The sequence below is a fragment of the Chryseobacterium sp. JV274 genome, from assembly GCF_903969135.1.
Lineage (GTDB): Bacteria > Bacteroidota > Bacteroidia > Flavobacteriales > Weeksellaceae > Chryseobacterium.
The window spans coordinates 2,300,165-2,326,089 of record NZ_LR824569.1 but is presented as its reverse complement, the minus strand read 5'-3'; the positions used below and the strand labels follow the sequence as shown (position 1 = coordinate 2,326,089).

At 33.1% G+C, this 25,925-nt stretch carries 34 protein-coding genes; 3 read left to right on the top strand and 31 right to left on the bottom strand.

All coding sequences use genetic code 11. From position 1 onward, the window contains the following. Positions 1-315: 315 nt before the first annotated feature. The 8 genes from CHRYMOREF3P_RS10775 to CHRYMOREF3P_RS10740 form a co-directional block, all read right to left on the bottom strand. Positions 316-975 (bottom strand): DUF2461 domain-containing protein, encoded by a 660-nt coding sequence (locus CHRYMOREF3P_RS10775; RefSeq protein WP_180565772.1) that lies wholly within the window; start codon positions 973-975, stop codon positions 316-318. Positions 976-982: 7 nt separating this feature from the next. Then, positions 983-1,528, bottom strand: a complete 546-nt coding sequence (locus CHRYMOREF3P_RS10770; RefSeq protein WP_180564606.1) for a hypothetical protein — start codon at positions 1,526-1,528, stop codon at positions 983-985. A 202-nt stretch (positions 1,529-1,730) separates the two neighbouring features. Next, positions 1,731-2,531 carry a hypothetical protein gene (locus CHRYMOREF3P_RS10765; protein WP_180564605.1) on the bottom strand — a complete coding sequence of 267 codons (801 nt, stop codon included), beginning with the start codon at positions 2,529-2,531 and terminating at the stop codon, positions 1,731-1,733. A 212-nt stretch (positions 2,532-2,743) separates the two neighbouring features. After that, positions 2,744-3,658, bottom strand: a complete 915-nt coding sequence (locus CHRYMOREF3P_RS10760) for a serine hydrolase domain-containing protein (protein WP_232539007.1) — start codon at positions 3,656-3,658, stop codon at positions 2,744-2,746. A gap of 173 nt (positions 3,659-3,831) precedes the next feature. Continuing rightward, positions 3,832-4,464 carry a tetratricopeptide repeat protein gene (locus CHRYMOREF3P_RS10755; RefSeq protein ID WP_077418945.1) on the bottom strand — a complete coding sequence of 211 codons (633 nt, stop codon included), beginning with the start codon at positions 4,462-4,464 and terminating at the stop codon, positions 3,832-3,834. Positions 4,465-4,473: 9 nt separating this feature from the next. Beyond that, positions 4,474-4,953: an ecotin family protein gene (locus CHRYMOREF3P_RS10750; RefSeq protein ID WP_077418946.1), complete on the bottom strand. Its 480-nt coding sequence runs from the start codon at positions 4,951-4,953 to the stop codon at positions 4,474-4,476. Positions 4,954-5,062: 109 nt separating this feature from the next. Continuing rightward, the gene (locus CHRYMOREF3P_RS10745) at positions 5,063-6,235 is read right to left on the bottom strand and encodes a kelch repeat-containing protein (RefSeq protein ID WP_180564603.1); all 1,173 of its coding nucleotides are present in this window, start codon (positions 6,233-6,235) and stop codon (positions 5,063-5,065) included. A 197-nt stretch (positions 6,236-6,432) separates the two neighbouring features. Then, positions 6,433-6,942 carry a dihydrofolate reductase family protein gene (locus CHRYMOREF3P_RS10740; protein ID WP_180564602.1) on the bottom strand — a complete coding sequence of 170 codons (510 nt, stop codon included), beginning with the start codon at positions 6,940-6,942 and terminating at the stop codon, positions 6,433-6,435. Between the two features lie 81 nt (positions 6,943-7,023). Between CHRYMOREF3P_RS10740 and CHRYMOREF3P_RS10735 the strand changes: the two genes are divergently transcribed. Then, positions 7,024-7,371, top strand: coding sequence for a winged helix-turn-helix transcriptional regulator (locus CHRYMOREF3P_RS10735; protein ID WP_180564601.1), 348 nt, complete (start codon positions 7,024-7,026; stop codon positions 7,369-7,371). A gap of 112 nt (positions 7,372-7,483) precedes the next feature. On the opposite strand, the gene CHRYMOREF3P_RS10730 is transcribed toward CHRYMOREF3P_RS10735, so the two are convergent. The 20 genes from CHRYMOREF3P_RS10730 to CHRYMOREF3P_RS10635 form a co-directional block, all read right to left on the bottom strand. Next, complete coding sequence (locus CHRYMOREF3P_RS10730) at positions 7,484-8,041, bottom strand: hypothetical protein (protein ID WP_180564600.1); 558 nt, start codon at positions 8,039-8,041, stop codon at positions 7,484-7,486. 101 nt (positions 8,042-8,142) lie between these two features. Continuing rightward, positions 8,143-8,592 carry a hypothetical protein gene (locus CHRYMOREF3P_RS10725; RefSeq protein WP_180564599.1) on the bottom strand — a complete coding sequence of 150 codons (450 nt, stop codon included), beginning with the start codon at positions 8,590-8,592 and terminating at the stop codon, positions 8,143-8,145. A 216-nt stretch (positions 8,593-8,808) separates the two neighbouring features. Then, a complete protein-coding gene (locus CHRYMOREF3P_RS10720; protein ID WP_180564598.1) occupies positions 8,809-9,168 on the bottom strand; it encodes a hypothetical protein in 360 nt (119 codons plus the stop codon). Between the two features lie 2 nt (positions 9,169-9,170). Further along, positions 9,171-9,725, bottom strand: coding sequence for an ADP-ribosyltransferase (locus CHRYMOREF3P_RS10715; protein WP_180564597.1), 555 nt, complete (start codon positions 9,723-9,725; stop codon positions 9,171-9,173). A 20-nt stretch (positions 9,726-9,745) separates the two neighbouring features. Next, positions 9,746-10,153, bottom strand: a complete 408-nt coding sequence (locus CHRYMOREF3P_RS10710; RefSeq protein ID WP_180564596.1) for a helix-turn-helix domain-containing protein — start codon at positions 10,151-10,153, stop codon at positions 9,746-9,748. A 121-nt stretch (positions 10,154-10,274) separates the two neighbouring features. Beyond that, the gene (locus CHRYMOREF3P_RS10705) at positions 10,275-10,913 is read right to left on the bottom strand and encodes a hypothetical protein (protein ID WP_180564595.1); all 639 of its coding nucleotides are present in this window, start codon (positions 10,911-10,913) and stop codon (positions 10,275-10,277) included. Between the two features lie 87 nt (positions 10,914-11,000). Next, positions 11,001-11,492 (bottom strand): hypothetical protein, encoded by a 492-nt coding sequence (locus CHRYMOREF3P_RS10700; protein WP_180564594.1) that lies wholly within the window; start codon positions 11,490-11,492, stop codon positions 11,001-11,003. A 121-nt stretch (positions 11,493-11,613) separates the two neighbouring features. Further along, positions 11,614-12,402: a hypothetical protein gene (locus tag CHRYMOREF3P_RS10695; RefSeq protein WP_180564593.1), complete on the bottom strand. Its 789-nt coding sequence runs from the start codon at positions 12,400-12,402 to the stop codon at positions 11,614-11,616. 118 nt (positions 12,403-12,520) lie between these two features. Next, on the bottom strand, positions 12,521-13,159 hold the full coding sequence (locus CHRYMOREF3P_RS10690; RefSeq protein WP_180564592.1) for an SLATT domain-containing protein: 639 nt from the start codon (positions 13,157-13,159) through the stop codon (positions 12,521-12,523). Between the two features lie 382 nt (positions 13,160-13,541). Beyond that, the gene (locus CHRYMOREF3P_RS10685) at positions 13,542-13,745 is read right to left on the bottom strand and encodes a hypothetical protein (protein WP_180564591.1); all 204 of its coding nucleotides are present in this window, start codon (positions 13,743-13,745) and stop codon (positions 13,542-13,544) included. A gap of 11 nt (positions 13,746-13,756) precedes the next feature. After that, positions 13,757-14,533, bottom strand: a complete 777-nt coding sequence (locus tag CHRYMOREF3P_RS10680) for a hypothetical protein (protein ID WP_180564590.1) — start codon at positions 14,531-14,533, stop codon at positions 13,757-13,759. Between the two features lie 2 nt (positions 14,534-14,535). Further along, on the bottom strand, positions 14,536-14,751 hold the full coding sequence (locus CHRYMOREF3P_RS10675; protein WP_180564589.1) for a hypothetical protein: 216 nt from the start codon (positions 14,749-14,751) through the stop codon (positions 14,536-14,538). A 247-nt stretch (positions 14,752-14,998) separates the two neighbouring features. Continuing rightward, positions 14,999-15,832 (bottom strand): hypothetical protein, encoded by an 834-nt coding sequence (locus CHRYMOREF3P_RS10670; RefSeq protein ID WP_180564588.1) that lies wholly within the window; start codon positions 15,830-15,832, stop codon positions 14,999-15,001. Positions 15,833-15,919: 87 nt separating this feature from the next. Then, entirely contained in the window at positions 15,920-17,545 is a 1,626-nt protein-coding gene (groL, locus tag CHRYMOREF3P_RS10665; RefSeq protein ID WP_077418951.1) for a chaperonin GroEL, read from the bottom strand. 69 nt (positions 17,546-17,614) lie between these two features. Next, the gene (locus CHRYMOREF3P_RS10660; RefSeq protein ID WP_180564587.1) at positions 17,615-17,971 is read right to left on the bottom strand and encodes a four helix bundle protein; all 357 of its coding nucleotides are present in this window, start codon (positions 17,969-17,971) and stop codon (positions 17,615-17,617) included. Positions 17,972-18,023: 52 nt separating this feature from the next. Next, positions 18,024-18,302 (bottom strand): co-chaperone GroES, encoded by a 279-nt coding sequence (groES, locus tag CHRYMOREF3P_RS10655; RefSeq protein ID WP_034696138.1) that lies wholly within the window; start codon positions 18,300-18,302, stop codon positions 18,024-18,026. Between the two features lie 115 nt (positions 18,303-18,417). Continuing rightward, the gene (locus tag CHRYMOREF3P_RS10650; RefSeq protein WP_180564586.1) at positions 18,418-19,209 is read right to left on the bottom strand and encodes a TerC family protein; all 792 of its coding nucleotides are present in this window, start codon (positions 19,207-19,209) and stop codon (positions 18,418-18,420) included. Then, complete coding sequence (locus tag CHRYMOREF3P_RS10645; protein WP_232539005.1) at positions 19,196-20,407, bottom strand: cation:dicarboxylate symporter family transporter; 1,212 nt, start codon at positions 20,405-20,407, stop codon at positions 19,196-19,198. The genes CHRYMOREF3P_RS10650 and CHRYMOREF3P_RS10645 overlap by 14 nt, the downstream gene beginning before the upstream one ends. A 44-nt stretch (positions 20,408-20,451) precedes the next feature. After that, positions 20,452-21,738 (bottom strand): CitMHS family transporter, encoded by a 1,287-nt coding sequence (locus CHRYMOREF3P_RS10640; RefSeq protein ID WP_180564585.1) that lies wholly within the window; start codon positions 21,736-21,738, stop codon positions 20,452-20,454. Between the two features lie 24 nt (positions 21,739-21,762). After that, positions 21,763-22,368 carry a DUF2490 domain-containing protein gene (locus tag CHRYMOREF3P_RS10635; RefSeq protein WP_232539004.1) on the bottom strand — a complete coding sequence of 202 codons (606 nt, stop codon included), beginning with the start codon at positions 22,366-22,368 and terminating at the stop codon, positions 21,763-21,765. Between the two features lie 382 nt (positions 22,369-22,750). Here CHRYMOREF3P_RS10635 and CHRYMOREF3P_RS10630 point away from each other — a divergent pair, with 382 nt between their 5' ends. Both CHRYMOREF3P_RS10630 and CHRYMOREF3P_RS10625 read left to right on the top strand, forming a co-directional pair. Beyond that, positions 22,751-23,719 carry a sensor histidine kinase gene (locus CHRYMOREF3P_RS10630; protein WP_232539003.1) on the top strand — a complete coding sequence of 323 codons (969 nt, stop codon included), beginning with the start codon at positions 22,751-22,753 and terminating at the stop codon, positions 23,717-23,719. Continuing rightward, positions 23,712-24,410, top strand: coding sequence for a LytR/AlgR family response regulator transcription factor (locus CHRYMOREF3P_RS10625; protein ID WP_180564583.1), 699 nt, complete (start codon positions 23,712-23,714; stop codon positions 24,408-24,410). The genes CHRYMOREF3P_RS10630 and CHRYMOREF3P_RS10625 overlap by 8 nt, the downstream gene beginning before the upstream one ends. 55 nt (positions 24,411-24,465) lie before the next feature. Here CHRYMOREF3P_RS10625 and CHRYMOREF3P_RS24265 read toward each other — a convergent pair whose 3' ends face one another. The 3 genes from CHRYMOREF3P_RS24265 to CHRYMOREF3P_RS10615 form a co-directional block, all read right to left on the bottom strand. After that, positions 24,466-24,600, bottom strand: a complete 135-nt coding sequence (locus CHRYMOREF3P_RS24265) for a hypothetical protein (RefSeq protein ID WP_255812661.1) — start codon at positions 24,598-24,600, stop codon at positions 24,466-24,468. 263 nt (positions 24,601-24,863) lie between these two features. Next, positions 24,864-25,001, bottom strand: a complete 138-nt coding sequence (locus CHRYMOREF3P_RS10620; RefSeq protein WP_165790518.1) for a hypothetical protein — start codon at positions 24,999-25,001, stop codon at positions 24,864-24,866. Positions 25,002-25,156: 155 nt separating this feature from the next. Continuing rightward, a complete protein-coding gene (locus tag CHRYMOREF3P_RS10615; protein WP_180564582.1) occupies positions 25,157-25,879 on the bottom strand; it encodes a hypothetical protein in 723 nt (240 codons plus the stop codon). Between the last annotated feature and the right edge of the window lie 46 nt (positions 25,880-25,925).

The following is a 25,925-nucleotide window of genomic DNA, read 5'->3' as shown; positions in this document are numbered from 1 at the left end:
TGTACTTCAGTTTTGTTGGGCTTGTCTATTTTGTTGGGTAAAGTCCAATGTACATACAGTTCTTTGTTTTCAATATGAATACTGTCTATACAATAATGAGGAAAAATACTGGAGCAGTTTTCCCAGTTTTCTCCCAGGAACTGTTTTTCTTTTCCCAGAATATTTTCAGCGACTAATTTGTAAGGGAGGGAATCTGTTTCGGATTGATCGTTTCAGCTTTATTTGATGAATGGTATCCTGAGATTAATACACAAAATATAATAGGGGAAAGGTTTCATAAGGGTTTAATTTTTTTAAATATATTATAACTGAATTTTAGAACAAGGGTTCTCCATTCAAATCTGTTGTCAGAATTTCACTCATATAATCGAAAAAAGGACGCATGGCAAGTAAGGTTTGCAGTGCTTCTTTTTGAAAATTGTCAGATAAAACTTCTTTATCGGTAAACTTCCGCATCACCAGAAATTGCTTTTTTCTGATTAAATCTATAGCCGGATGATTTTTATCAAAACCCCGTGGTGCCGTTTTTACAGAATCACCTTTGAGCTCTCCAAAATATTTTATGAAGGTCTTGTCAGAGATAATTTTTTCAATTTCAATACTGCTGATTTCAAATTCTTTACGGATACGGAGTAAATCCTTGGCTTCCGGGCCCCAAAAGCCACCTCCAACAAAGCTGTTACCCGGTTCAATCTGAATATAATATCCACCTCTTAACATTGGTTTCGAACGGGAATATCCGACCCCAAAATTGGTTTTGTACGGTGTTTTATCTTTGGAAAAGCGAACGTCATTATAAATCCTGAAAATATGGATTCCCTTGAGCTGATCATGTTTCTGAAGTTCATGATAGATCTGAGTAAAAAGAATTTTGTTGTCTTTTACAATGGTTTCATATTCGGATTTGTGTTTAGCAAACCATTCACGATTGTTGTTTTTCTGTAACTGGGTGAGAAATTCAAATGTTTTTTTCATATTCGGATCAGAATTTTCCTTCATTGATATATTCTTTGTAATCTTCTTCTAACTTGTCAATTTCTTTGATTAAAAAATCGTAGATATTTCCGTCAAATACTTCATAATCTTTCTCGTCATATTTGTCGTACTCTATTTTTATGATTCCATTGTCCGTATAGGCTCTGTACAGATTTCCGCTTCGTTTGAAAAACAGCTGCCCCAGAGGTTTTTCTTTATATTCAAGAGCCTCGGCATGTTTTTCTGTAAAACCCATCCATGAAGGCATTTCTTCATCCTGAGAAAGGCCATACACAAAAAAGCCGTATCCGAATTTCCAGGCCGGAAGAACATCAAATTCGCTGGGACGTTTCCATATTTCTTCTTCAACTTCAAAAATTAAGGAACCGAATGTCGTCAGAAAGTCTTTAATATCTTCGCTGAATATAAAACCAGTGCTTTCTTCATACTTTGTAATCTGTTCTTCGTTTGCCGGATTTGCAAGGGACCCCATCACGAAAAAATCATTATTTAATTTCTTTTTTCTTTCCCAGAATTCTTCTTTTGTTGCCATATTTTGCTTGGTTTTATATCGTCATCATTGATCAGATCGTTGTTGAAACAAATATAGGAGAAAGTAAGAGGGATAAAAAATGAAAGAGGGGAAAATACTCGTTTTCATTGGTGCTATTCAGGGTGAAGTTTTCCCTTATAAAAATAAAAAAAACCGCTCTGTAAAAAGCAGAACGGTATGTGAAAAATTATTTCAATATTTTTTATTTGCAGATCAGGCACTCGCTGCCCTTTTCAATGGTATTGCACCAGGTAGCTTTTCGGACAATATATGACATCGGATTGACTTCATTTCTGACCTTTTGTAATTGGGATTCAGCTTCAACTTTTGAAGGGTATCCCATAAGAACCGTTCTGAATGAACCTCCTTTTTTAATAATACTTGAATTATGATTAATCTTAACCGCTTTTTCAAGATTAATATTTGCCCCATCTATATCTGTATTTCCGGCTGCTATAATAAACCATTCCGTATTATTCTCATTGGTGGTACTGGATAAAGGAGTCTCAAATAAATCCACTTTTCTTTGGTTCTCTTCCTTTTGTTTCAATTGATCCGGAGTTGGATTTTTGATCGCAGAATCTTTTTTCAAGTCTATTTGTGCTTTTATATACTCCTTATACTCCCGTTTAATCGTATCATAATAATTGGTCCACGATTTTTTCATTTCACCGTTTGGGGCAACAATTGAAAGGTATTTTGCAAGCTGAAGCCTTACCAGTGGACGTTCTTCATTTTTAACATCATTTACATACTTATCGAAATACTCAAGTTCTTTAATATCCTGATCCCTCTCTTTAAAGAGATCCGTTACAATTAAAGTGACAGTACTGATAGAAAGAGTTATGATCACCCATTTAAAATAGATTAAAAAGTTCTCAAGCTTATCAGGGTCCAGAGTTCCTTTTTTTATCAGATAATAGACTATAAAAATAGATAGTAAACCTATCACAATAAAGAAAAGGTACAGATAGAATGAAACAGTTCCGGTATTTGATAACATAATACAAGTTTTTATGGTTAGTCATTTTTTTTCTGAATGTTGGAAATAAAACATTGAATAGTCAAAATTACTCAGTATTAACTTAACTGTCAATAACCCTTTTGTGGTAGATTTTATAAAAGAAAACTATTCTGATTTTCAAAACGGTTTCTATATTATTATTTTGTAGAACATAAGCATTCAGGACCTATGCTAAAGGGAAGACGATATTTTTAGTTTTTCAAAATGGATTTTATAGCATCAGAAATTTCAAATAACTTTCCGTTGTGATTGTTTCCCAATAAAATGATAGTAAACTTTTCATTCAGATCCGAAACTAAGAGTGCTTCATAGCTTCCGGCTCTTCCGTCGTGTACATGCTCAATGAGTTTGTTGTTTTTTAATTTTGCCTGCCCTAAAGAAGATTGCGTTTCCGGCAGATTAAATTGCTGTCCCAGCTCAAACAATGAATTTGCGTTAATTACTTTGTTGGAATGAAGGCAGTTTACCCATTTTATTAAATCGTCAGTAGTTAAGTATGTTCCGCCAGTGATGAGTAAATCTGGTTTGTCTGCTGTCAGATTATTATTAAATCCTTTGGCTATATTATTTTCATTTTCAAAAACGGACATTACAGCAGATGTCATTTTGCAGGGCTTAAAAATGAATTTTTCTGCATAGGTTTTAAAACTTATTCCGGTTAGCCGTTCAATAATAAACTGACGTAGAAACAGATTGTTATTGTTGTAACCGTAATTTGTACCTGGCTTGAACTCTAATGAGTCAACAAGCTGTAACCCTTCAAAAAGGTCTTTGTCGTTTTTAATTTTTTTCCAGTTTACATCGGGAATACCGCTCGTGTATTGTAATAAGTTTTTTATGGTGACTTCATCTGCCCATTTCGGTAACTCCGGAATGTATTGGGAAACATGATCATCCAGCTTTAATTTGCCCTGCTCCTGTAGTTGTAATAAAGCAACAGCACTGAATTCTTTTGTAATAGAGCCTATATTAAATCTGTACTCTGAGGTGAGCCTTTTCGTTTTTGTTACATCAGTAAAACCGAAAGTCCCCTTGTAAATGACTTTATTATTTTTGGCCACTAAAATATTACCATTGAAGCTTCCGGTTTGATTAGCCCGTTTCATTAGAGAATCAATTTTAAATGCTTTTTTTGTTTGAGCAAATGCATGAAAAGGTAGAAGGAAGAGAATATTGAAGTATAGAAATTGTATTTTATAATATTGCATGTTTAATTTTTTTTGAGTCATTAGTTTTGTTTAATACAGCGGAGCGGGTGAAGAAGGGGGTATTGTGAGGACTATTTTATTCTTTTCAAATCCATTTCTGAATATAATCTATACTGTATGTTTCCTGTGTTTTTATAGACTTTGTCGTATAAAATTTTTGCTTCTTGATATTTACCTAATTCATCATAAAGTAACCCTAACATATAAGTAGCTTCCATTTGGTCGTGTTCATTTTTTAGAATTTCTTTATACATCCTTTCCGCTTCTTCAGTTTTGTTATTGGCAAAATACCAATTTGCCATTTCCCAATAATCAGCCAAAAGCTTTGTGTTAGTAAACTTATTTTTTAGAGAATCAATACTTATTTCTTTATAATCATTTTTAAACTTGTCCATTCCTGCTTTCTTTAAATCAGACATATGAATAAAGAAAGGATCACAATTATTTATTAACCTGATCATAAGATCTTTCATAAAATCATCTTTACTTTTATTAGCCGTGTTTTTATGATAGTTTTCAAGATCTTTCTGAAGCTTTGACATTACTTCATATGAACAAGTTGTAAATACTTCATCAGTATAATTTGTTTTATTTGATAAACAAATACAAAACTCCTTGTCAAGTTTCTGTAAAAAATCCTGAGCTCCAATTTTAGAAGATATTGAAGTGGAGAACAATATTCCTAATATTATTTTTTTTGTCATTAGGTGTTTTTAAAGTTCTGCATTTTTAAATTCAGAATTTACCTTCCAGAGCCTGTATTCCAGAGTCCAGTCCTTAGGAATATAGAACGGAATGGCAATATGCCCGTTATATTCTTGTAAAATATTCTGCGAGCTTAATACCTTCTTCTTTACAGTCTTGGTTTTATCACAATTAGACTTGTAAAAAGTAAGTACCTCTGTAGGTATTTCTTTCGGTAATACATAATAGGGGAATCTGGAAGGAGGTATTCCATACCTTTTTTCTAAATTCTTAATATTAAAACTAAAATCATTAATATCGGAGCATTCAGAAATATTCATTTCAATTCCAAATCTTATTTCAACTTTATATTCTTTGTCATTCTCAATTTTCGGAAGTTTAAGATCAACTCTTTTCATCCCTTTTTCAGGCTCAGGATAACTGGGCTTTTCTTGTGAATAAACATTTAATGCATATAAAATAGCAAAGAATAAGATTACACTTTTCATGTTTAAGTTTTTGTTTTTTAATTATTGAATTATGCCTTCCGTATTGATTTGTCACCGGATTATTTTTTGAAATAAATGATGGAGTTGATAGTATGTTTGTAGTTTATTATTATCTGAATACTCTAATCTGCTGTAAAACCCCTTTCTCATCTTTAAAACTAAAAATATAAGTTCCGCGCTGTACTCTTGATAAATCTATATTTCTGTTATAATAGGCGAAACCCCTGCTGACCACCTTTCCATCTGTGGAGTAAACGGTAAATTCAAACTGATTGCTGTTATTTTTGTTGCTGATGATAAAACCGTCTTTAGATGCATTGGTATAAACTTTTGTTTCCATTATACGGTTGTCAGTGGTTGTATTAGCAAGTGTACTGTCGCTGATATCTGCAACCTGTATGCTTTTAATAGCTGATTTGGTTACAGAAGTTGTACTTCCGCCGATGATGTATAGTTTATTGTTGTATACTTCCAATGCAGCATGTCTTCTGGGAATCATATTGGATGATAGCTGATGGAATTTATTGGTTGTAGTATCAAAATAGGCGAGAAAAGTTTGATTATTATAACCACCTGCAATAAAAATCTTATTACCGGATACCGCTAATGAATGTCCGGATATCCCGGCGGGCATCGTAAATTGATCGGTCCAGCGATCAGTGTTGAGGTCGTAAACATTGATCAGTCGGGATGAGGTACCGTTAAAACCCCCAATGACATAAAGCTTGTCATTCACAATTTTGCCCCTTGCTTCTCTGGCTGTGGGCATATCGGGTAACGGATGCCATGTATCTGAAGCAATGTCATAATACTGGAATCTATTAGAAAAGACGGTAGTTGCCACTCCATTCAGTCCGCTGCCGCCAAACACATATATTTTGCCGTTATGGATGGCAGAACCTGCATTTCCGGTATAGGAACGATTAACAGCGCCCTTCGTTACTTTATTGGTTTCAAGGTCTACAATTTCAAGATGGCTGTTTCCCCAACCGTTAAAAATATAAATTTTATTATTGTAAGTCTCAGAATTAGCAAATTTTTTGGAAAGCAGAGTGGGATTGAGAACACTCCATTTGTTATCCGTAATATTATATTTCTCAATATAATTGGCATTGCCACCCTTGTCCTGATATCCATTGCTCACATAGATATTATCATCCACAATTACACTGGTTGCAGCCCCTCTGCCTACAGACATATTGGCGAGATTTTTAAATTGAAGCGTTTGTGCATGGGCTAGCAGTGAGCCCAAAAATGAAAGGAATAATAATGTTGTTTTCAAGAGTCTGAGTTTTAGTGTTTGGTTCTGTTCGATTTTCTTTCAGTGATTCAGGTTTATTTTTTAATACCGGACTTTAAGATAATAACTGTGGTTTAAAGATAGGAAAAAGTTGATGAGGTTCTTTTGGTTCATATAAGGATGTTTTTTTCGTTCAGAAAATATCTAAAACTATATCCACTTTTTTAGATCGTTGCTATTCAGTCTTCTTTGGTTAGATGCAGTTGAATGAAACCGTCTTTAAGGTTATATTCTGTATGTTTAAATTTTGAGTTCAGTTCACTGCTGTTTCCTAAAACACCGCCAACTCCTGTGATTAACGGATGGATATTAAAATAAATGTCCGTTACCAGATCTTTGTCTATAAAAGCATTAAAAGCCCCTGTTCCACCGCCAACTGCCATTTCGTGCAAGCCTTTTTCTGACATATATTCAATAGCTTCTTCGGGACTTTTAACAGTCTTGTAGCCTTTTGTTGCGTAAGGTTTTTCAGAGAGTATTACGATTTCTATTCCGTTGAAATGTTCTTTGACTTCCTGTGGAAAGGTTAAAAAATTTTCAAAGGTTTTAAAGCCTATGACAAGGTTTCCCACTTTTTTTGCGAATTCTAAATAAAACTCCATTGCTTCTGGTGGCAGCTGATGATGTGGATGATCGGATAATAATACTTTACCATTAGCTGAAATGTTTGCAATTATTGTTACTTTCATTTTTTAATTTTTTACAGTGTAAAATTATCTGAAAGAAACTTTACCTTTACTATCCGTTACCTTTTGGAAAGTAACTATTGTATGAGTACCAAAAAAAATGACATCAGTAAAGAAAAAATATTGGCTCTTAAAGATGCCATTGAATTATTAAGCGGCAAATGGAAATTCTGTATTCTGCATAATTTGTATCATTACGAAACCATGCGGTTCAAAGATCTGAAGGAAACAGCTCTGGGAATAAGTCCAAAAGTTCTGTCCAAAGAGCTGCAGGAACTGGAAGATAATTTACTGATCACCCGAACGGTTAATAACACCAAACCTGTTACCGTTTCGTATGCGCTTACCACACATGCCAAAGAAACTGAAGATGTTGTCAATGCCTTAATTAATTTTGGTTTGAAGCATAGAAAGAAGATAAAGGAGAAGTGATTGTATAATTAAGAGGTAATAGTATTATAAATTCTAATAATGTAATCTAAAAGCCAGAGCCACATGATATAATCGTGCGGTAGCGACGATAATATTCTCAAGTGTCAATTATTTACCTGCCAATTGTTTTATGCCTCCAAACTGCAATTACATTTGTATCTGCATGGTGTTCATCAGGGTTATTCTCCAGAAGTCGTTTTTTGATGTCATATGCTTTTTCAAATTCGTCAATAAGTCCTTTGTTGTTTAGGTCTGTTGGTAAAAATGTTTCTAAGAAGCCACCACAATTAGTCAAAGCACTAATGTTGAAATCCTGATCAAGCAGTTCATACCCTATAAATTCAAACCCGTCCATATTAATTTGGCTGCATTCCTGATCTGGTTCTACAACAACTGCCAGAAGATTGAACTTTTCTTTTGAACTTAATCTTTTAAATACAAAATCAAGGGTTGTAAAAAAGCCTGTTTGGTATTGTTCAATAACGTGAATATAATCCCAATCGTTGGCATTGTCATAGTCTGGCTCAACTAAAACTTCATTTAGTATTCCATCCAGCGAAACAAGTTCTTTGAGATGACTTAGTTTAGACCATTCAATATACTTATCCCAAGACATTCCGTCTTCATAGTTCTTATCGTATATTCCTCTTGCTGTATATAAAAATGTCATTGTTTTGTTAATACTTGTTTTTAGAAGCTTTCCTGATTTTGGATAATTATTTTATTTGCGCAAAGTTGGGAGAATGTGTGGAACTGGATGACCTGGGAAATTTACTTAACATAATCCCCTGCAACAATAGATTTTTCCATTGCTCCTACAATCTCAGAAACGGGAATGGTGAATATTCCTGCATTTCCTTTGTCGAACTCTTTTTTCCAGTAAGAATAACCGCCCATTTCAAGAGAGTCTGGCTTTTTGCCGGTTTCGTTTTTCAGACTGGTGACACTTTTGTCTAATGCCTCTTCTGATATGGGAATATGGGTGAGGGTTTCTGCATAACCGGTAGGGCTGGCAGGGTTTTTCATCTTCAAACCGCTGATAGAAATATGAATTATTTTTCCGGTTTCAGGATAGTCTTCGATCTTTAAAATTTTAAGGATAGAGCTTTTTTCTGTGGGACGGGTTTTGTAATTCCATTCCTGACCAACGCTGTATTGTTCCTTTTTTGTACAACTGAAGGATAACAAGAGTAGTACTGCTATGAAAGTATAGAGTTTCATGAAGAGTTGGTTATTAGTTTTGTTTTGCCTATTTATGTACGTTATAGAAACAAATATAAGTAAAAGGTGGGGGATAAAGAATGAGCTGACAACTTATTATCCAAAAGCAATAGAATTTGAAAGATAAAACCGCTCCAAAGATAGAGCGGTTATTATTAGTATAAAATTTCAGATGGTATAATAAGGCTTTACATTGGAATAGTCTTTCAGTACAGATTAATGTTTGCTTTTATCTACTGATGACATAAACTTAGCTCCTAATCTCTCAGAAATTTTAGCTGTATTATTGTTGTTGTTCTCTTTAATTAATTCCAAAAATTCATTTCTAAGATCCATTTCTGAAATCAAATTAATAGCAGCAACCTTTTCTTTTTTGTTGGTTAATAAATCTTGTGATAATAGACTTTTAAGAAAATTTATTAGTTGTAAATTGATTAACTCTTTATGGTTGATAAAATCATTATTTTTATATTCAGATTTAATATTTCCGAACATAAAAATGTCTTCCAAATTCTCCAAAAAATCAGAGTCATTTTTGAAATTTGTATTTTTATAATATTCTTTTATTAAATCCATTTTTATATCTCTTCTAATGTTATCGTAATTTTGTTTTCTGCTTCTTTAATTTCTAATACTTTAAATCTTGAACCAGACTTAAATATAATTTCTCTTTCGTTTTGTCCACTATCTACTCCAAATTTAGCGATTTTTTCAATATCTTTTCCTCTTTTTGATAAAATTATGAATAAGGGGCTGTCACTGAAATAAAGTGCTAATAGTCTTGATTTACTGCAAGATAAAAATGATTTTTCAATAATAATGCCATTGTTACTGAGCGCTGAATAATATTTTTCAAGATTTCTTCTTGAACACCGAATGGTACAATAACAAAGATCTTTGTAATCTGGTAATTTATCTAAACTATAATTTAAAAAAAGCCCAAAATCATTTATATTCTGTCCGTTTCTTAATCGTTCATTTAAGGATTCGTATCCGGAATCTGTATAGTGATAAATAATGGCTTTCTCATGGATAGTTAACCCTTTCTCATATTCTGCACGCTTTGATGTTATGATTTCTCTCAATTCTGCAGGTAAACTTTCGCTAACATATTTAAGAAGAGCCCTATCCATAGTTCTTATAAATATCTTTTTTATTTCTGAATCAACTGCTCCAGTCTGGCCATCATCTCATCTTTTTCTTTCAGCATTCTTTCGTACAGCGCAATTTTTTCTTCGTGCACTTTAATTAATTGATCTACAGGATTAATTGTAGAATTATAGAAAATAGAAGCTGGTTGCTGGCAGTTATCGAAAGTGTTAGAAATAATATTGATTGCCTGTTCTTCATCGAAATTCTGAAAAGCTTCTACAGGAATTTTCAATACTTCAGAAATCTTTTGCAATAAAGGATCTTCAATAGTTTCTTTCTGCTCCAAAAGCGAAATCTTCTTCTGGTTCCAGTCTTCACCAAGATCAAAAGCCAAAGCTTCCTGCTTGATGCACAACATCTCACGAAAACGCTTGATATTTCTCCCCTGATGTATTTTTTTGTTTTGCATATTTGTGTACGTTATAGAAACAAATATAAGTAAAAGTTTGGGGATAGAAAATGGGGGATTGGGGGTATTTTAGGTGGGTTGGGATATAAAGAATCCGAAGTGGGGAACTTCGGATTTTGTTTTATCTCAAATATCTTCTAATATACATTCCAGCTCTAGAAATATTATACTTTATATGTGCCTTTCCATAAAAAATCCCCTTTTTATAATCTTCATTCAAAGGATTTTTATATTCTTGTGTGATTAAGCCGCTATTCAAATAATTTTCAACGTTAGAATTGATATAGCTTTCAAGAAAGTCTTCCTTAATAAAAAAGTTTAGATCAATAATGTTAGTTTTATTGATACAATCTACACATCTAATAAAATCTACATAAGAAAGTGTTTGTTCTAAAAAATGTTTGAATAAAATTCCAATGTATCCTGCTTTTTCACAATCATCAGCTTCGTTTATTATGTATAGTAGTTTTTCACCAACTTTAGTTTTATAGTTTTTATTCTCATCTATTTTATTAATTTCTTTTTCTCTATCCTCTTGCTTAGTATTTTCAAGTTGCTTTAAAAAAGTTAATAATTTCTTTGTATAAAGTCTTTCTTGAATTGTGTTACCAAAGTTAATTCCTTTGGAGACTAGTCCTAAAATTGGTATATCTTTTACTATTCCATCTTCTAAAAATGAGTCTAAAACAACTTCATTAATGTCAGTCATTAAATCTCTAAGATTGTTGTCTTTAATAATTTTACTAATTTCAGTTTTCATTTACATTTTTAATGATTAAAAGTATGAGATAAAATTGCCACAATGTGGAATATATTTATTAACTATTCAAACACAACGAAATTACGATTATACATTTTCAAGTTCTCCATTTTTGTAATATGTTATTTCACAATTGGTTATAGTTGTTGTGAGTCTGACAAAAACACCAAGTCCATAATGATAATCATTTACTATTTCGCTGGTAAAGCCTTTAAGTTTTTCATCATCTCTTCCCTTACCACTCCAATGTCCTTTAAATTCTATGACCACAATATTTTTATCATTAAACCCCCTATGATGTAAAACAATGTCAGGAAATATTCCATGTTTTGGATTGAAACCGTCCATATCTTTTATGTTTTCACCATTTCGATTATAATCAAAATCAATTGTTAATTCATTATCAGCTCCAAATGAAGTTTGTGCAATTATTTCCGAAAAATAGAGTCCGAATCTAAATACACTAGAACGTTCATGTGCTTGCCTTTCAATTAAGGAAATATCTTGATTGTATAGTTTTGTTAGAGCGAATATAATTGCCCTTTTTATTTCAGTAGTTTGATTATCTGTTAGTATCAATCTTAATTGTTATTAGTTATTTTATTTAAATAGTTTCATTCTCATCCCCAGCTCTATACCATGGGGGCGTGTTCTATGTCTACTTACAAACTCAAAAATCATAAAATTTTATAAAATAGTATTAATTTGTCAAAAAATCATACCAGTTATCATTTTTACTTTTTGTAGAGTAATATTCTATTATTTCTATTTTATCAGTTTTATATATTATTGAAGCTTGTTTATTAATATCATAAAAAAAAATATAATCACTAGTTTTACCAATAAAATATTTATTTGTGTCCTTAGTTGTATCAAGTATAGCCTTGTTTTCGAATGTAATTTTTATATTATTTTTTTCTTTGGTGTTTTTCCTATAATTAGCCATATGATAACCAATCATAAGAGGTAAAGCATATACAAAAAAAGCAAAGACGAAACCTGCTCCAGCATAATCTTTAAAACGTAGTTGGGAAATAGTTCTATTTTTAATAGAATGTGAAGGAATGTAAATAAAAATGAATATTAGAAAAATTATTAATCCATAGAAAAGAATTAATTTAATTTCTTTTTTCATGGTGTGATCTATAAAAAAGGTAGATAATAATACTATAATTATGAAAATAAATATAATTAGTCCTCTCCATTTCAAATTTGTTTTTCCAATTGTTTTGCTTAACCATTTATGATCACTTTCTTCATCAAAAAAATCAAATAAAATTAGAAATGTCATCATTATTAAAAATATTGTAAACCAAGTCCATTTTGCAAAAATCATAGTAATGTCACTTATATTTAAGAATGAAGTGATATCAATATTGTAAACGGAATAATAACCTAATGACGCACAATAGGAAGAAATTAAAGATAATGAAAAGATAAAGATTAGGTTTTCTCGCAGTTTATCAAATATTTCTAAGCCTTTATTCATTGTATTAGTTTTTATTTACCAATATAGTTAGTTTTCGTACGATTTATCAAAATTGTTCTAAAAATAAATGGAGTTTATGAATATTTTTTGATATCTCTTGATTTCTCATAGTAACATTTTATTTGCGATAGATTATTAACAATATAATAAGTACTGCAGGTACAATAATTAAAAAATGATAAAGAAAATATGAATGCAAATAGTATTCAGATTTATATTTTATTACTTGCCAATAATTCAATTCGTGATATCTTGCTGTTTTTGTTTTAAAAATATTATTGTCTATTTGTAAGTGATTGTCATATTTCTCAAGTACTTTTTGATAGGAACTAGATATTTCTTCAGTAAATTGAGTCTTTCTTTCCTGAGTGGGGTTTTCCTCAAGAGTTTTAAAAATTCTAAGCTTGTTGTAAATTTCAGATAACTCAAGACTGCAGTTATGAAATTCTTTAGATTTAAGTGTGTAGTCTTTTGAGCTTTCTATTTGACCAAATACTAGGGCAAGAATTGACAAACTAGTTACTAAATATGCTAATAACTTATCATCAATAATTTTAGAATTTATATTGTAGACAGTAAGTAAACCTGCTATTGTTAAATAAACAGAAATCATATTTATTGCTAGGTTTGATAATTTTCCAGTTCTTATGAGTCTTGAGCTTGCATTAAACCTACAGCCTTTAGTAACCCAAATTTTATAATTTAATTCTTCCAGGAATGTTTTATTTAAATAGTCTCTATAGCTTCTCTGTTGCATATTTTGATATAGGTAAAGGTTTTTATATAATAATTTATGGATTAAATTTAAAATATTGAAATAATACTTCTTTGCGGGAAACCGTAAAAAAACCGCCCTAAATCACTCTTTGAAGTCTCCTGACTTTGAAGCTTTTTTTTAAAGATTTATTTTTATGTTATCGGCTTCAAGTCAGGAGACTTTTTGTAGCAGGAAAATGAAAAGAGTAATAATTCTGTTTTCAATGGTGATGGTGTTTTGTTTTAAGGATAAGGAAAAGTTGTGGATTGGAAATAGGAGATATAGAGTTTGTTTTGAAATGAAAAACCGTTCCTAAAAAAGAACGGTTTTATATTTATTGATAAGAGCGAGACGCTTGCATCAGCAAGGTGAATATAATTATTTATAATTTTTTTCCACAACTTGGGCAATTATCAGGTGCTACACTAAATGATTTGATAATGAAATCATTAGAATTTATCATTCTATTGAAATTTATATCTTTATCTAAAGACTCTAAAATTTTCAAAGTTTTTTTATCGTCATTATCTTTGAAAAGTTTATTTTCTAATTCTTTTTTTACTTCTAAAAGCTTTGATGTTAACATATTGTATTAATTTAAATTGATTCGAATAAAGAAGTTGCTTTTTTAGTTAATTTTTGACCTATAAATTTTTCACTTAGACCTAAAAAAATGCCAAAGATTATTGCCGTAAAAGAATCGGTTGTTACTGCTTTAGTTGAAATTTTGCCTATTTCTAAAACCACAGCTTCTTTATAAAAAAGAAGAGCAAATATCATGGAGATAATGCCTACAAAAATTAGTCTTATTGTAGGCTCTAGTCTGTCTTCTTCAATTGTTGTAAGTTCTTCGAAAGTCAAAGTTGTCTTCCTTGCTCCAAATGATAGCCAAACCCCTAATAAACTAGCACACCAAATAAATAAAAAATTTGAAAATGTACTTAAATTATTAATCACATCTGATTGTGTAAAGTAGTATAAGATTTTTATTATAAAACAAAAAAGTAAAATGGGGCTCCCTAAATATGATGCTTTAACACCAAGAGTTTTAAAGTAAGTATTTTTTATCTCACCTGATTTTTTATCTATAATCTCAGCTTTTAATTGCTGTAAAGCATTAAATGAGATTATTGGTTGCGCATTGTCTTCAGGGGTTAAACCTGCTTGAGCTAACGAGAGTAATTGTGAAAAATAATGATGTAATTCAATTGTTGAATTTTCAAATAATTTTCTAACAACAACAAGTGTTTTTTCAATTTCTAAATGAAGTTTTTGTTGATTTTCTGTGACTTGACTAATATTTGGTTTTACTGCAAATATTATATCGAAAGGAATTTCTTCATTTTTATTTACAGTGTAACATCCCTTTTCCATAACTACTTTCTTTTACCACAGGCAGGACATGTGTTGCTTGCTACAGCAAATGATTCAAATATCATTTTTTCAACTATGTAATTTTGTTCTAAATCTTTTTTCAGAGCAATGCTCTTATTTATAAAATTTAATTCATTTAGTAGCTCTCTTTGATTTTCGTCAAGATTATTTAATTTTTCTAGATTTACCTTAATGGTATTTAACTGTTCTGGTAGCATAATTTAAATTTGAGATTATTAGTTATTTGAATAAAAAATATAGCCAAAATTAAATACTTATTACAATATTTCCTTACGGTAAACCGTATTTTTAAACAAAAAACCGTTCCACTTTTGTGGAACGGTTAGTATATTAATTTGCCTCGGTCGCTGACCGTTACATCATTCCTAGCAGTCCACCACCCATTGGCATAGCTGGTTCTGTGCTTTTTACTTACTTAAAATTTTAGCTCATTCGTTTTATTATTTATTCCCTTTTGTTAACGAACATTTCATTATCTATGGTAGCAACGGTTGTATGTTCATTTCCTTCTTCATCATTATAAGTGATTTTTAATTTCAGATTCTTTAAAGCTTCGGGAACTTTTTGATTAAGCGATTTATCAGCTTCAGTACCAGTACCCTCTATAAATTTCTCGAATCTGGCTTGAAGTTCTATATTTTTATAAGGAGGTAAATTGTTAATCAGGGGTAATTCACCAATATAATCAAACTTATTAATACCAATTTGTTCAACTTTTATATTAAAAGCTGGAAATCTGGAGTTATTATATAAAGCTATTTTAAAATTCCATACTAAATTCCAGAAAATTATAGGTTTATCTTGTCCAATTACGATTGTATTTCCATAAAGTTCTTTGTTTTTTGAACTGTATCCCTTATTCCACCTTTGGCTATTTGACCATATTAAGTCCGCTTCTATAAGAGGTCTTTCTTTTTTGTTATGATTTCCGAGAAGTAATTCATTTGTTTCATCCTCTGCTTCTTTTTTCCATTCTTCAAGTAGTTTAGTTGGATATGAAATAGGATCTTTATCTATTAATGTTGAACAATTCACACAAAGCCAAATGCCATTATCTATATCTCTTCTTTCTTCGGTTGTCAGATTTTGGTTATATCTTGGACCACCAGGAGATGCTGCAGTTATATGAGCTGCAACTCCAACTATTGTTGCTTTATGTTTTGAGTGATTAGGTCCAACTGTGTTTTTTTTGCATTTAGGATTTGAGCACTTATAGCTAACTCTTTTCGCAAGAATATCAATGGTTTTAGATGTAAAGTTATCTCTATCTGTTGTCATATATGATCTTTGTTTGATATGGTGTTATTAAAAAACCGCTCTACAAGTAGAACGGTTTATATATTAAATTTGTCTTAGCTTACGCTACTACATCATTCCTGGCATTCCACCACCCATTGGCATAGCTGGTTCAGCGCTCTTTACTTCAGTGATTACACATTCAGTGGTAAGAAGCATTCCAGATACAGAAGCTGCATTTTCAAGGGCAACTCTTGTTACTTTAGTTGGGTCAATGATACCTGCTTCAAGCATGTGAACATACTCGTCAGTTTTCGCATTGTATCCGAAGTCTCCTGTTCCTTCTGCTACTTTAGCAACAATTACAGAACCTTCACCACCTGCGTTAGCAACGATTTGTCTTAATGGCTCTTCGATTGCTCTTTTCACGATTTTGATCCCTGTAGTTTCATCAGAATTGATTCCTGTAAGGTTTTCCAAAGCTGAGATTGCTCTTACTAAAGCAACACCACCTCCTGCAACGATACCTTCTTCTACAGCCGCTCTTGTAGCGTGTAATGCATCATCTACTCTGTCTTTTTTCTCTTTCATTTCAACTTCAGAAGCTGCTCCTACATAAAGTACAGCAACACCACCAGCTAACTTAGCCAGTCTTTCCTGAAGTTTTTCTTTATCATAATCAGAAGTAGAAGTTTCCATCTGAGCTTTGATCTGAGCTACTCTTCCTTTGATTTTCGCTTCGTCACCACCACCGTTTACAACTGTAGTGTTGTCTTTGTCGATTGTTACTTTCTCAGCAGTTCCAAGCATATCTAAAGAGATGTTTTCCATAGTGAAACCTTGCTCTTCAGAAATCACCTGTCCACCTGTAAGGATTGCGATATCTTCTAACATTGCTTTTCTTCTGTCCCCAAATCCTGGAGCTTTTACAGCAGCAATTTTAAGAGAACCTCTTAGTTTGTTTACTACCAAAGTAGCTAAAGCTTCACCTTCAACTTCTTCAGAAATGATCAATAGAGACTTACCACCTTGTGCAATTGGCTCAAGAACTGGAAGTAATTCTTTCATTGAAGAGATTTTCTTCTCTACTAAAAGGATGTATGGGTTTTCTAGTTCAGCTAACATTTTCTCAGGGTTAGTCACGAAGTAAGGTGACTGGTATCCTCTGTCGAACTGCATACCTTCTACAACGTCTACCGTTGTATCGATACCTTTAGCTTCTTCTACAGTGATTACTCCTTCTTTTCCAACTTTTCCGAAAGCTTCAGCGATCAAAGCACCGATAGTTTCGTCGTTGTTAGCAGATACAGAAGCAACTTGTTTTACCATTTCTGTAGAATCTCCAACAGTCTGAGACTGAGTTTTTAAGTTTTCAACAACTGCAGTTACTGCTTTGTCGATTCCTCTTTTAAGATCCATTGGGTTAGCACCTGCAGCTACGTTCTTAAGACCTTCTCTTACGATAGCCTGTGCCAATACAGTAGCGGTAGTAGTACCGTCTCCTGCGATATCATTAGTTTTGGAAGCTACTTCTTTTACCATTTGCGCTCCCATATTTTCTACTCTGTCTTCAAGTTCGATTTCTTTTGCAACAGACACACCATCCTTAGTTACGTGCGGAGCACCGAAAGATTTTTCGATAACTACGTTTCTTCCTTTAGGACCTAAAGTTACCTTTACTGCATTAGCCAATGCATCTACACCTCTCTTTAAAGCGTCTCTTGATTCAATATCGAATTTTATTTCTTTTGCCATGTTTGTTTAGCTTTTGGCGACTTGCTTTTTGCTTTTAGCTTTTGCAATTCGCGTGTTTAACTTTAATTTTTAATTTCCATTGAGCCTGTTCCATAGGGTGACAAGCTTCTTTTTTAGTATTGTTAGTTCCTCTAAAGTATCTTGATACTCATTTTCATGAATGTATCCTAAATCTTTAGCAAGAATTAATTGGTTTTCGGCTTCATTAGAGGATCCTAATGCAATATTGATGAAATTGGCAAATTCTTTATCCGAATTTCTACCGCTTCCTTCAGAAATATTATATCCTATAGAGGCAAATGATCTTCTGATTTGAGAGGTAAGTCCAAAAATTTCCTCTTTTGGAAAACTTCTGGTTGAAGTATAGATTTTTAAAGTCAACTGATGACTTAATTGCCACACCTCAAATTTTTTAAAATCTCTCATGAATTAATTTCAACACAGAAAAGCCATTTGCCAGAAGCCAATAGCCTGAAGCTTAGCCAATAATTCCTAATAAATCAGCTTCTCTTACGATTAAGTAATCTTTACCTTCCAACTTCAATTCAGCACCTGAATATTTTCCATAAAGAACTTTGTCACCTACCTGAACAGTTGTTGGCTCATCTTTTTTACCAGGACCTACTGCCACTACAGTACCTTCTTGCGGCTTTTCCTTTGCAGTGTCCGGGATAATAATACCTGAAGCTGTTTTAGTTTCTGCAGCGATAGGTTCTACTAGAACTCTGTCTGCTAATGGTTTAAAGTTTACTGACATAATATGTTTATTTATTAATTATTTCTGTGTAATAATTCTCTAAATGTATGCCATGAGACACTGGTGGCTGAAATGGCAGACTTTTATTTCCGAATGTGAAAATTTGGCAGAAAAATTATTTTTTGCGGACTGGAAATCTGAAGAGATAGCTGGTAGCTACGGGAACTACAAACAAAAGAACGGTAATAGCTGAAACTAAAATTTCCATTGTATGGCTGGCTAAAAACCGAGCAAAAGCTGTAGCAGGGGAGAAGTGCTCATATAATGACAAACTTAGTTTAACCCCTAAAATAGCAATCACAATAAACGCTGCTGTTTCCAGAAAAGGGAATATCTGCATCAGACGGACAAACCACTGTGCAATAAATCTCATCGCTAAAATTCCTATAAAGACGCCAAGGGTAATTAAAAGTAAATTGTCTGAAAAGGCTACGGCAGCAAAAACATTATCAATAGAAAAAGCAAGATCCATTACTTCTACAATAGCAACGGTTGCCCAGAACTGTCCAAACAGCCCGATTGAATTTTTATACAGCCAGCTGGATTCTTTATCAGGATTTTCCTCTGGATTTTCTTCATCATTTGTGTTTTTTATTTTTTTGATCAACCAGTCAAAAGAAATATAGAGCAGGTATACTCCTCCCAGTGGTTTCAGCCACCATACGGAAATCAGGACGGATGCAAAAATAAGAGCCAGTCCGCGAAATACGTAAGCTCCAAGAATGCCGTATTTTAAAGCTCTCTTTCTTTGATGCTCCGGAAGATCCATTACGATGGTTGCCAACACAGCGGCATTGTCTACGGAAAGCAGACTTTCAATAAGGATAAGATTGCCGATAATGGCGATAGATTTTGCAGGGTTTTGTAATATGTCATTTAATAGTTGTGTAAAATCAGGAAACATCATTTTTTAAAGAAATAGTATTTTGGTTAAGTTTTGAAATAATGGCAGCAGAAACGGTAATGCCTATGAAATTAGTAACAGATCTGGCTTCATTCATAAAGCGGTCTACACTGTATAAAAGGGCAAGATCTGTAGTAGGGATTTTCCCAAACCGGCTTAAGGTAAACATCAGGGCAAGGAAGCCTGATCCGGGTACTCCCGAAGCAGTTTTAGAAGCAATTGAAATGGTTATGAAAAGCCAGAAATAATCTTTTAAGGTAAGTTGAATATTATAAAACTGGATAAGAAATATACATGAAATTGAAAGGTAGATGCAAGCTCCCGCCAGATTAAAATTGTATCCGAGAGGAATGATAAGACGAAGAATTTTCCGGTCATACCCCTGTGATTCCATTTTATCAAAAATCACCGGGAATGCTGTTTTTGAAGAAGAGGTAGCTACCACAAGAATAATTTCTTCTTTGATGCTGATCAGAAAATCCCAAAGGTTAATTTTAAAGTAAGCTGTGATAACGCCCAATATCCCGAAAATAAAAAATACACTCGTAAGGTATACTGTAGCAACAATTTTACTTAATGGCAACAGAGTATTAATTCCATATACTGAAATGCCATAAGCAATATTACAGAAAATGACTATCGGAAGAAATATATAAACATATTTGATGAGTTTAAAAAATAAATTTCTTCCGGCGTCTAAACCTTTAAGAATGTTATCCTTTTTCTTTGAAAGGCCAAGCAGTACTCCTGCAGATATTGATATTAAAAGAAAAAGTACATAATTGCTGATGTGCAGAGGGTTTGTAGTCTTTGCTAAAAACCTTTCGGGAAGTGCTTTGTGGGAAGAAATAATAATTCCCGTATCGGCTCCCGGTTTTAAAAGAAGTCCGGAACCTATCCCCAATAAAATACTGATGGAAGTGATGATTAAGAAATAGATCACCATTTGGCTTACAATCTTTAAAGCATTTTTAGTACTGAAAATATAGCTTACCCCATACGTTACTGCAATGAAAATAACCGGAATAATCAAAACCTCAAGAAGCATGAAAAAGTAATTGCTTACCGTTTCCAGATGTTTACTGACTTCCGGAAAATAATACCCTGTTAATGCTCCACAGATAATAGCCGTGAACACATAAAGGGTAAGGTTTCTTAAATAGGAGTCCGTAAATGTTTTTTGCTTAAAAGGTTTCATCATCCGTTTTTTTATATGATAAGATTACAAAATTCAAAGATATAACCTTATATAATACCAAGAACCAATGCACTCAGCAACATTACAATTGATGATCCTATGGCCCATTTTAAAGTGAATTTCAGGTGATCGGAGAATTCAACACCTGCCAGTGAAACGAGTAGATAAGTGGAAGGAACCAAAGGGCTTAATAAATGAGAGGCCTGGCCCACAAGACTGGCGCGTCCCAAAATATCAGGAGGAATATTCAACTGGCTGCCGGTAGCTGTAATTACAGGTAATATTCCAAAATAATAAGCATCATTGGTCAGGAAAAAGGTAAGCGGTACACTGAATATAGCCGTGATTACGTTCAGATAGCCGCCCCATGTTTTAGGAATGATACTGATAATACTGTTTCCCATAGCATTCATAATTCCGGTACCATTTAAGATTCCTGTGAAAATTCCTGCTCCGAAGATCATTCCCGCTACAGATAATGCATTTCCTGCATGTTTTGAAATGATTTTCTGCTGGTCTTTCAGCTTCGGGTAATTAATCAAAGAAGCGATACAGAAGGCGATCATAAAAGCAATTCCCAAAGGAATAATATCAAGAATCATCACGCAAAGAAGGATGATGGTCAGGATAAGATTGATAATAATAAGCTTGGGACGTCTTAATGCAGGATCATTCTCGCCAGCAATATCCTGTCCGCTGTATTTTGTATATTTTCCGTGCTTGCTTATTCTTTTTTTCTCCCGTACTCCTAAAATATAAGCAACAAAGAATACCCAGACCAGTCCGACCAGCATTACCGGAATCATAGGAACAAATATTTCTGTATGCCCCAATTTAAGAGAACTCATTACTCTTGCCGTAGGCCCTCCCCATGGTAAAATATTCATAATGCCGCCAGCTAACATGATAATACAGGTCAGAACCAAAGGGTTCATTCCCTGTTTTTTATAAAGCGGGAGTAATGCAGCCACTACAATAATGTAAGTGGAAGAACCATCGCCGTCTAAAGAAACTAAAGTGGTGAGAAGGGCAGTTCCGATGGTTGTTTTTACAGGATTATCTCCTACAGCTTTTAATATGGCATTCACAAGAGGTTCAAAAAGTCCTGTATCAATCATCAGACTGAAATACAGGATGGCAAAAATCAGCATAACCCCCGTAAGTGCTATTTCTTTTACTCCTTCTTTCATCATTTTCCCTAGATCAGGCCCGAAACCTGCAACTACAGCGATAAGTACAGGTACAAGTACCAAAGCGGTAAGCGGAGTCATCTTTTTGTTCATGATGAGAATCATGAAGATGAAAATCATTAAAAAACCAAGAAATGTAAGCATAGTATGTTGTAAATATTAATGAGGTTATTGTTTCTTTTTTCTCCAGTCAAAATTGTTTCTGAAACCTATAAACCCGTAATTACTTGTTTTTCCGGTTTCCAGCTGATTGATAAAGGCAAGCTCCAAAGCAGAATTTTTTCCTAGTTTTATTCCAAGACCTGCAGTAATACGATTGCTGTCGAAAGGTTCTAGCTTATCAACATTCATTCTTATTTCATTTTTAAGAATACCGTAGAGCTTTTCTTTTTCTCCTTTTTTATTGAAAGGAATTCTGACAGAGATCAGATAACGGATTCTTACCTCAAACTCATCAGGGTTGCTGATAAAACGTTCCTCTACTCTAAGACGGTTGGAGATTGATGTTCTGCCAATATAATAATCAGCGGTTACCTGTTGAAAAGGTCTTTTTTCATATCTTATTTTTTTGGAATCATCAGCATTATAAGATTCAAGGATCAAAAACATAGCTCCTACAGCAGGTTTTATATTCTCAACCACTTCATAATCTACATAAGCATTCACCAGAAAAAGTCTTGTATCGTAAGCCAAATCGAAGGAACGGTACTGAGTAAGTGCAGTTAAAGTACTTTTGTCTGTAATCTTCGCTGACATCAGGTACTGAAACCACATATTGTAATTGTCTTTGCTCTGACTGTGTAAGAGGCCATTTATCAAACAAAATGATAAAATAAGCGTTAATTGTATATTAAGTTTCATGTAATATTTGATTAATATTGCGGTTTCTCAAATATATTTATTCGAAAGAGCGGGGCTGGATTTTTTCAATCAATGACAGTTTTTCTCAACGAACTGCATTTTGAGACAAAAAGATATTATATTTGATGCGTTTCAAAATAAGGTATGGACTATGTTTTTAATCATTAATTTTATTATTATATTATTGATTATCAGGATTTTATTTAGTGGTAAGATTCTGGAAAGCCTTATGACGTACCGTTGGAAATTTTTGTTGAGGTTTCAGCATGTTTTTTTCCTTATTATCTTCATTTTGATGACTTATTTCACCGAAAACTACTTCCTGGATTCAATTCAATTGGTGATAAGCATTATTTTGAATACAATTTTCAATGTTGGGATTTATTATCTGGTGTACTATTATCTTGTTCCCCGATTTTATTTATCCAATAAGTACCCGGAGTTTATCCTTTATGCTTTAATCTGCTTTTTGGTGTCCAGTCTTTTCAGAATTTTGTGGGAACCTGCCGTTTTTCAGATGGATTTCAGTGGAAAAGGTTTTCATGTAGGTTTTCTTTATAATGTGTACATCTCGCAGGGGATCATCATTCTGGTGGGAGCTTTTTTGGGGATTACCAAAGACAAATTTTTAATAGAGCAGGATGTGATCAGCCTTGGAGAAGAGAAAGATCAACTTTATCTTGATTTGCTGAAGTCTAAACTGAATCCTCATTTTTTATTGAATACTCTTAATAATATTTACGCGAACAGTTTTACCCATTCGGAGAAGACCTCAGATTCTATTTTGCAGTTGAGTAAACTTTTGAAGTATATTATCTATGACAGCGGAAAAGAAAAAGTAACCGTTTCTCAAGAATTTGCTTCCTTGAAAGCACTTGCAGCTTTATATCAGCTTAAGTATAATAACCAGCTTGATATTGTCATGGATATTGAAGAGCAGGAAGAATTTGACATTGCTGAAATTCCGTCTGCTATACTTCTTACTTTATTTGAAAATGCTTTAAAACACTCAGCAATAGGAGAGAATGCATATGGTTTTATAAAATTATTCTGTAATATTGAGCGCTCTGAACTGTATTTTGAAATTATAAATTCTGTAGGGAAAGATAGAATTCACGCAGCTGAATCTAATTATCACGGATTGGGTAATGAAGCAATTATTCATATATTGGAAAAATTTTATCCTGATCAGTATGAATTTTATTCCGGGCCGAAAGAAAATGATCAATATAAAATTGCTTTAACAATTACTATCAATGGCTAACCTGACTATCGTTAATGTAGATGATGAATATCCTGCGCTGCAACTTGTAAAACAATATTGCGGTCAGCTTGATGATGTTGAATTGCTGGCTTCATTTCAGAAACCGGAAGAAGCACTGGCTTTCCTGAAAGCAAACAAAGTGGATCTGGTTGTTTTCGATATCAATATGCCTGGCATCAATGGCGTAGAGCTTTTGGAGCAGCTTCCTGACCCGCCGCTGTGCATTTTCCTTACGTTGGAAACAAAATATGCAGTGAAAGCATTTGAGCTGGATGTTGTTCATTATCTTATCAAGCCTGTAGATTTTGATACTTTTAAAAAAGCGGTCAATAAAGCAAGGGATTTTGTTCAGTTTAAAAGTTCGGCTGGCAGTAAACAGCAGGAAGACTTTATTATGTTCAAATCCAATTATGTGATGAACAAGGTTTTTCTCAAAGATATTCTCTGGATACAGGGATTCGGGGAATATATTGTACTGATGACCCCTTTGAAAAAATATATGATTTTGGAGAGAATGTCAAATTTTGAAGAAAAGTTTCAGCATTTCGGATTTATCAGAATTCATAAGTCTTATATCGTATTATCGGATCATATCAATTCTTATAATTCCGGTCATGTTTTCCTGAAAAATGGGGAAGAGCTTCCATTGGGGAGAACGTATAAAAAGAATTTAAAAGCACATTTAAGCTAAAAAAATAAAACCGGAAATTTCCGGCTTTATTCAAAATTGTTATCAGATGACAGAACTATGGGCAATATTGTCCCGGTCCGATCCAAAGGATACACTGTCCTTTGTAATTGTACTCACAGCAAATGCGTCCTGCTGCTCCGCCATTGATTGATTTCTGAGCATCTCTGCTTAATAATTTAGCGTTTTTCATAGTTAGTAATATTTTGATTGGTACGTCCTGAGCATTTAAAGTCAATCAGGATTTTGACATTTGGTGTAAAAGAAGTGGTTCAAATATACTATTTTTCCTTATTATGTGATATATATTATTGCTATTTTTTTAAATAAAATTTTGATTACCAGTTGTTAACGGTTTTTTATTCAATAGTATAATAAACAATACAAAGGTTGAGAATATAAAAGAGAAAGCCGGAAACTTCCGGCTTTATTCAAAATTGTTATCAGATGTTAGAACTAAGGACAGTTTTGTCCCGGTCCGATCCATAAAGTACATTTTCCGTTATCGTCGCGTTCGCAACATACAAGTCTGGCAGCAATTCCGCCATTAATTGTTTTCTGAGCATCTCTGCTTAGTAATTTGGCATTTTTCATAAGTAATATTTTGTTTTTTTAAGTCCTGAACATTTATTGTCAATCAGGTTTTTGACATTTGGTGTTTATGGTGATTCAAATATAAAGAATTTTAAGTCAGATTGTTATATTTTTTGTAGACTAGAAATAGGTGTTGGTGTTTGATATTCAGTAATTTATTGAGTTGTTTCCAAAGACATTTTTCTTCCTGCCATATCCATATCCTGCTTTACAATTTTTCTTGTTGCAGCATCAATATAATAGGTGGTAGTCGTACTTTTGTTACTGATATCATCATTTGTTTTAACTACCCAAACCGGTTTTCCTTTATATTCTGTTTTTTGAGTATCCAGAATGTAGGCTTTCATCATTCCTTTTTTCTCAGATTTTGGGTTGTAATCGAAAATAGAAATCTCAGCGGTGTAATTTTCTTTTAAAGGAAGATATCTTATGAGCATTGCATAGCTGCTGCTGTCAAAATAATGAGCTGCAGAGATATCAATAACATCTTTTTTCTGCGTTTTTTTATCAAGATAATATCCGGTGGCTTTATCTTTTCCGGACTTGATAACCATATCTCTGTTCAAGTTGTAAGAGGAATGATAAATGGGTGCGAAGTCCGATATTTTCACAAGGGTAGAATCTGTCCATTTTGCATCAGGAGCCTGTTTCAGTTTTACAGTTGTTCTGATCAGGAGATCTGTTTTGTTCAGTTTTTTGTTTTCTGTTGTAATGCTGCCTATTTCGATTTTTGTTCCGGCATTTTCTGTAAACCATAGCGCTTCATACGTTTCATCCTGTATTAATTTCGGATTAATGTCTGCATTTTGTGGAGTAAGCAGGTTCTGGGAAAAAAAATTAGCACTACTTAGTATTAAAAGGAAAAGAATAGCTCTCATGATCTTTTTAATAATAAGTAGTGCTGTATTTGTTAAAAGTTACAAC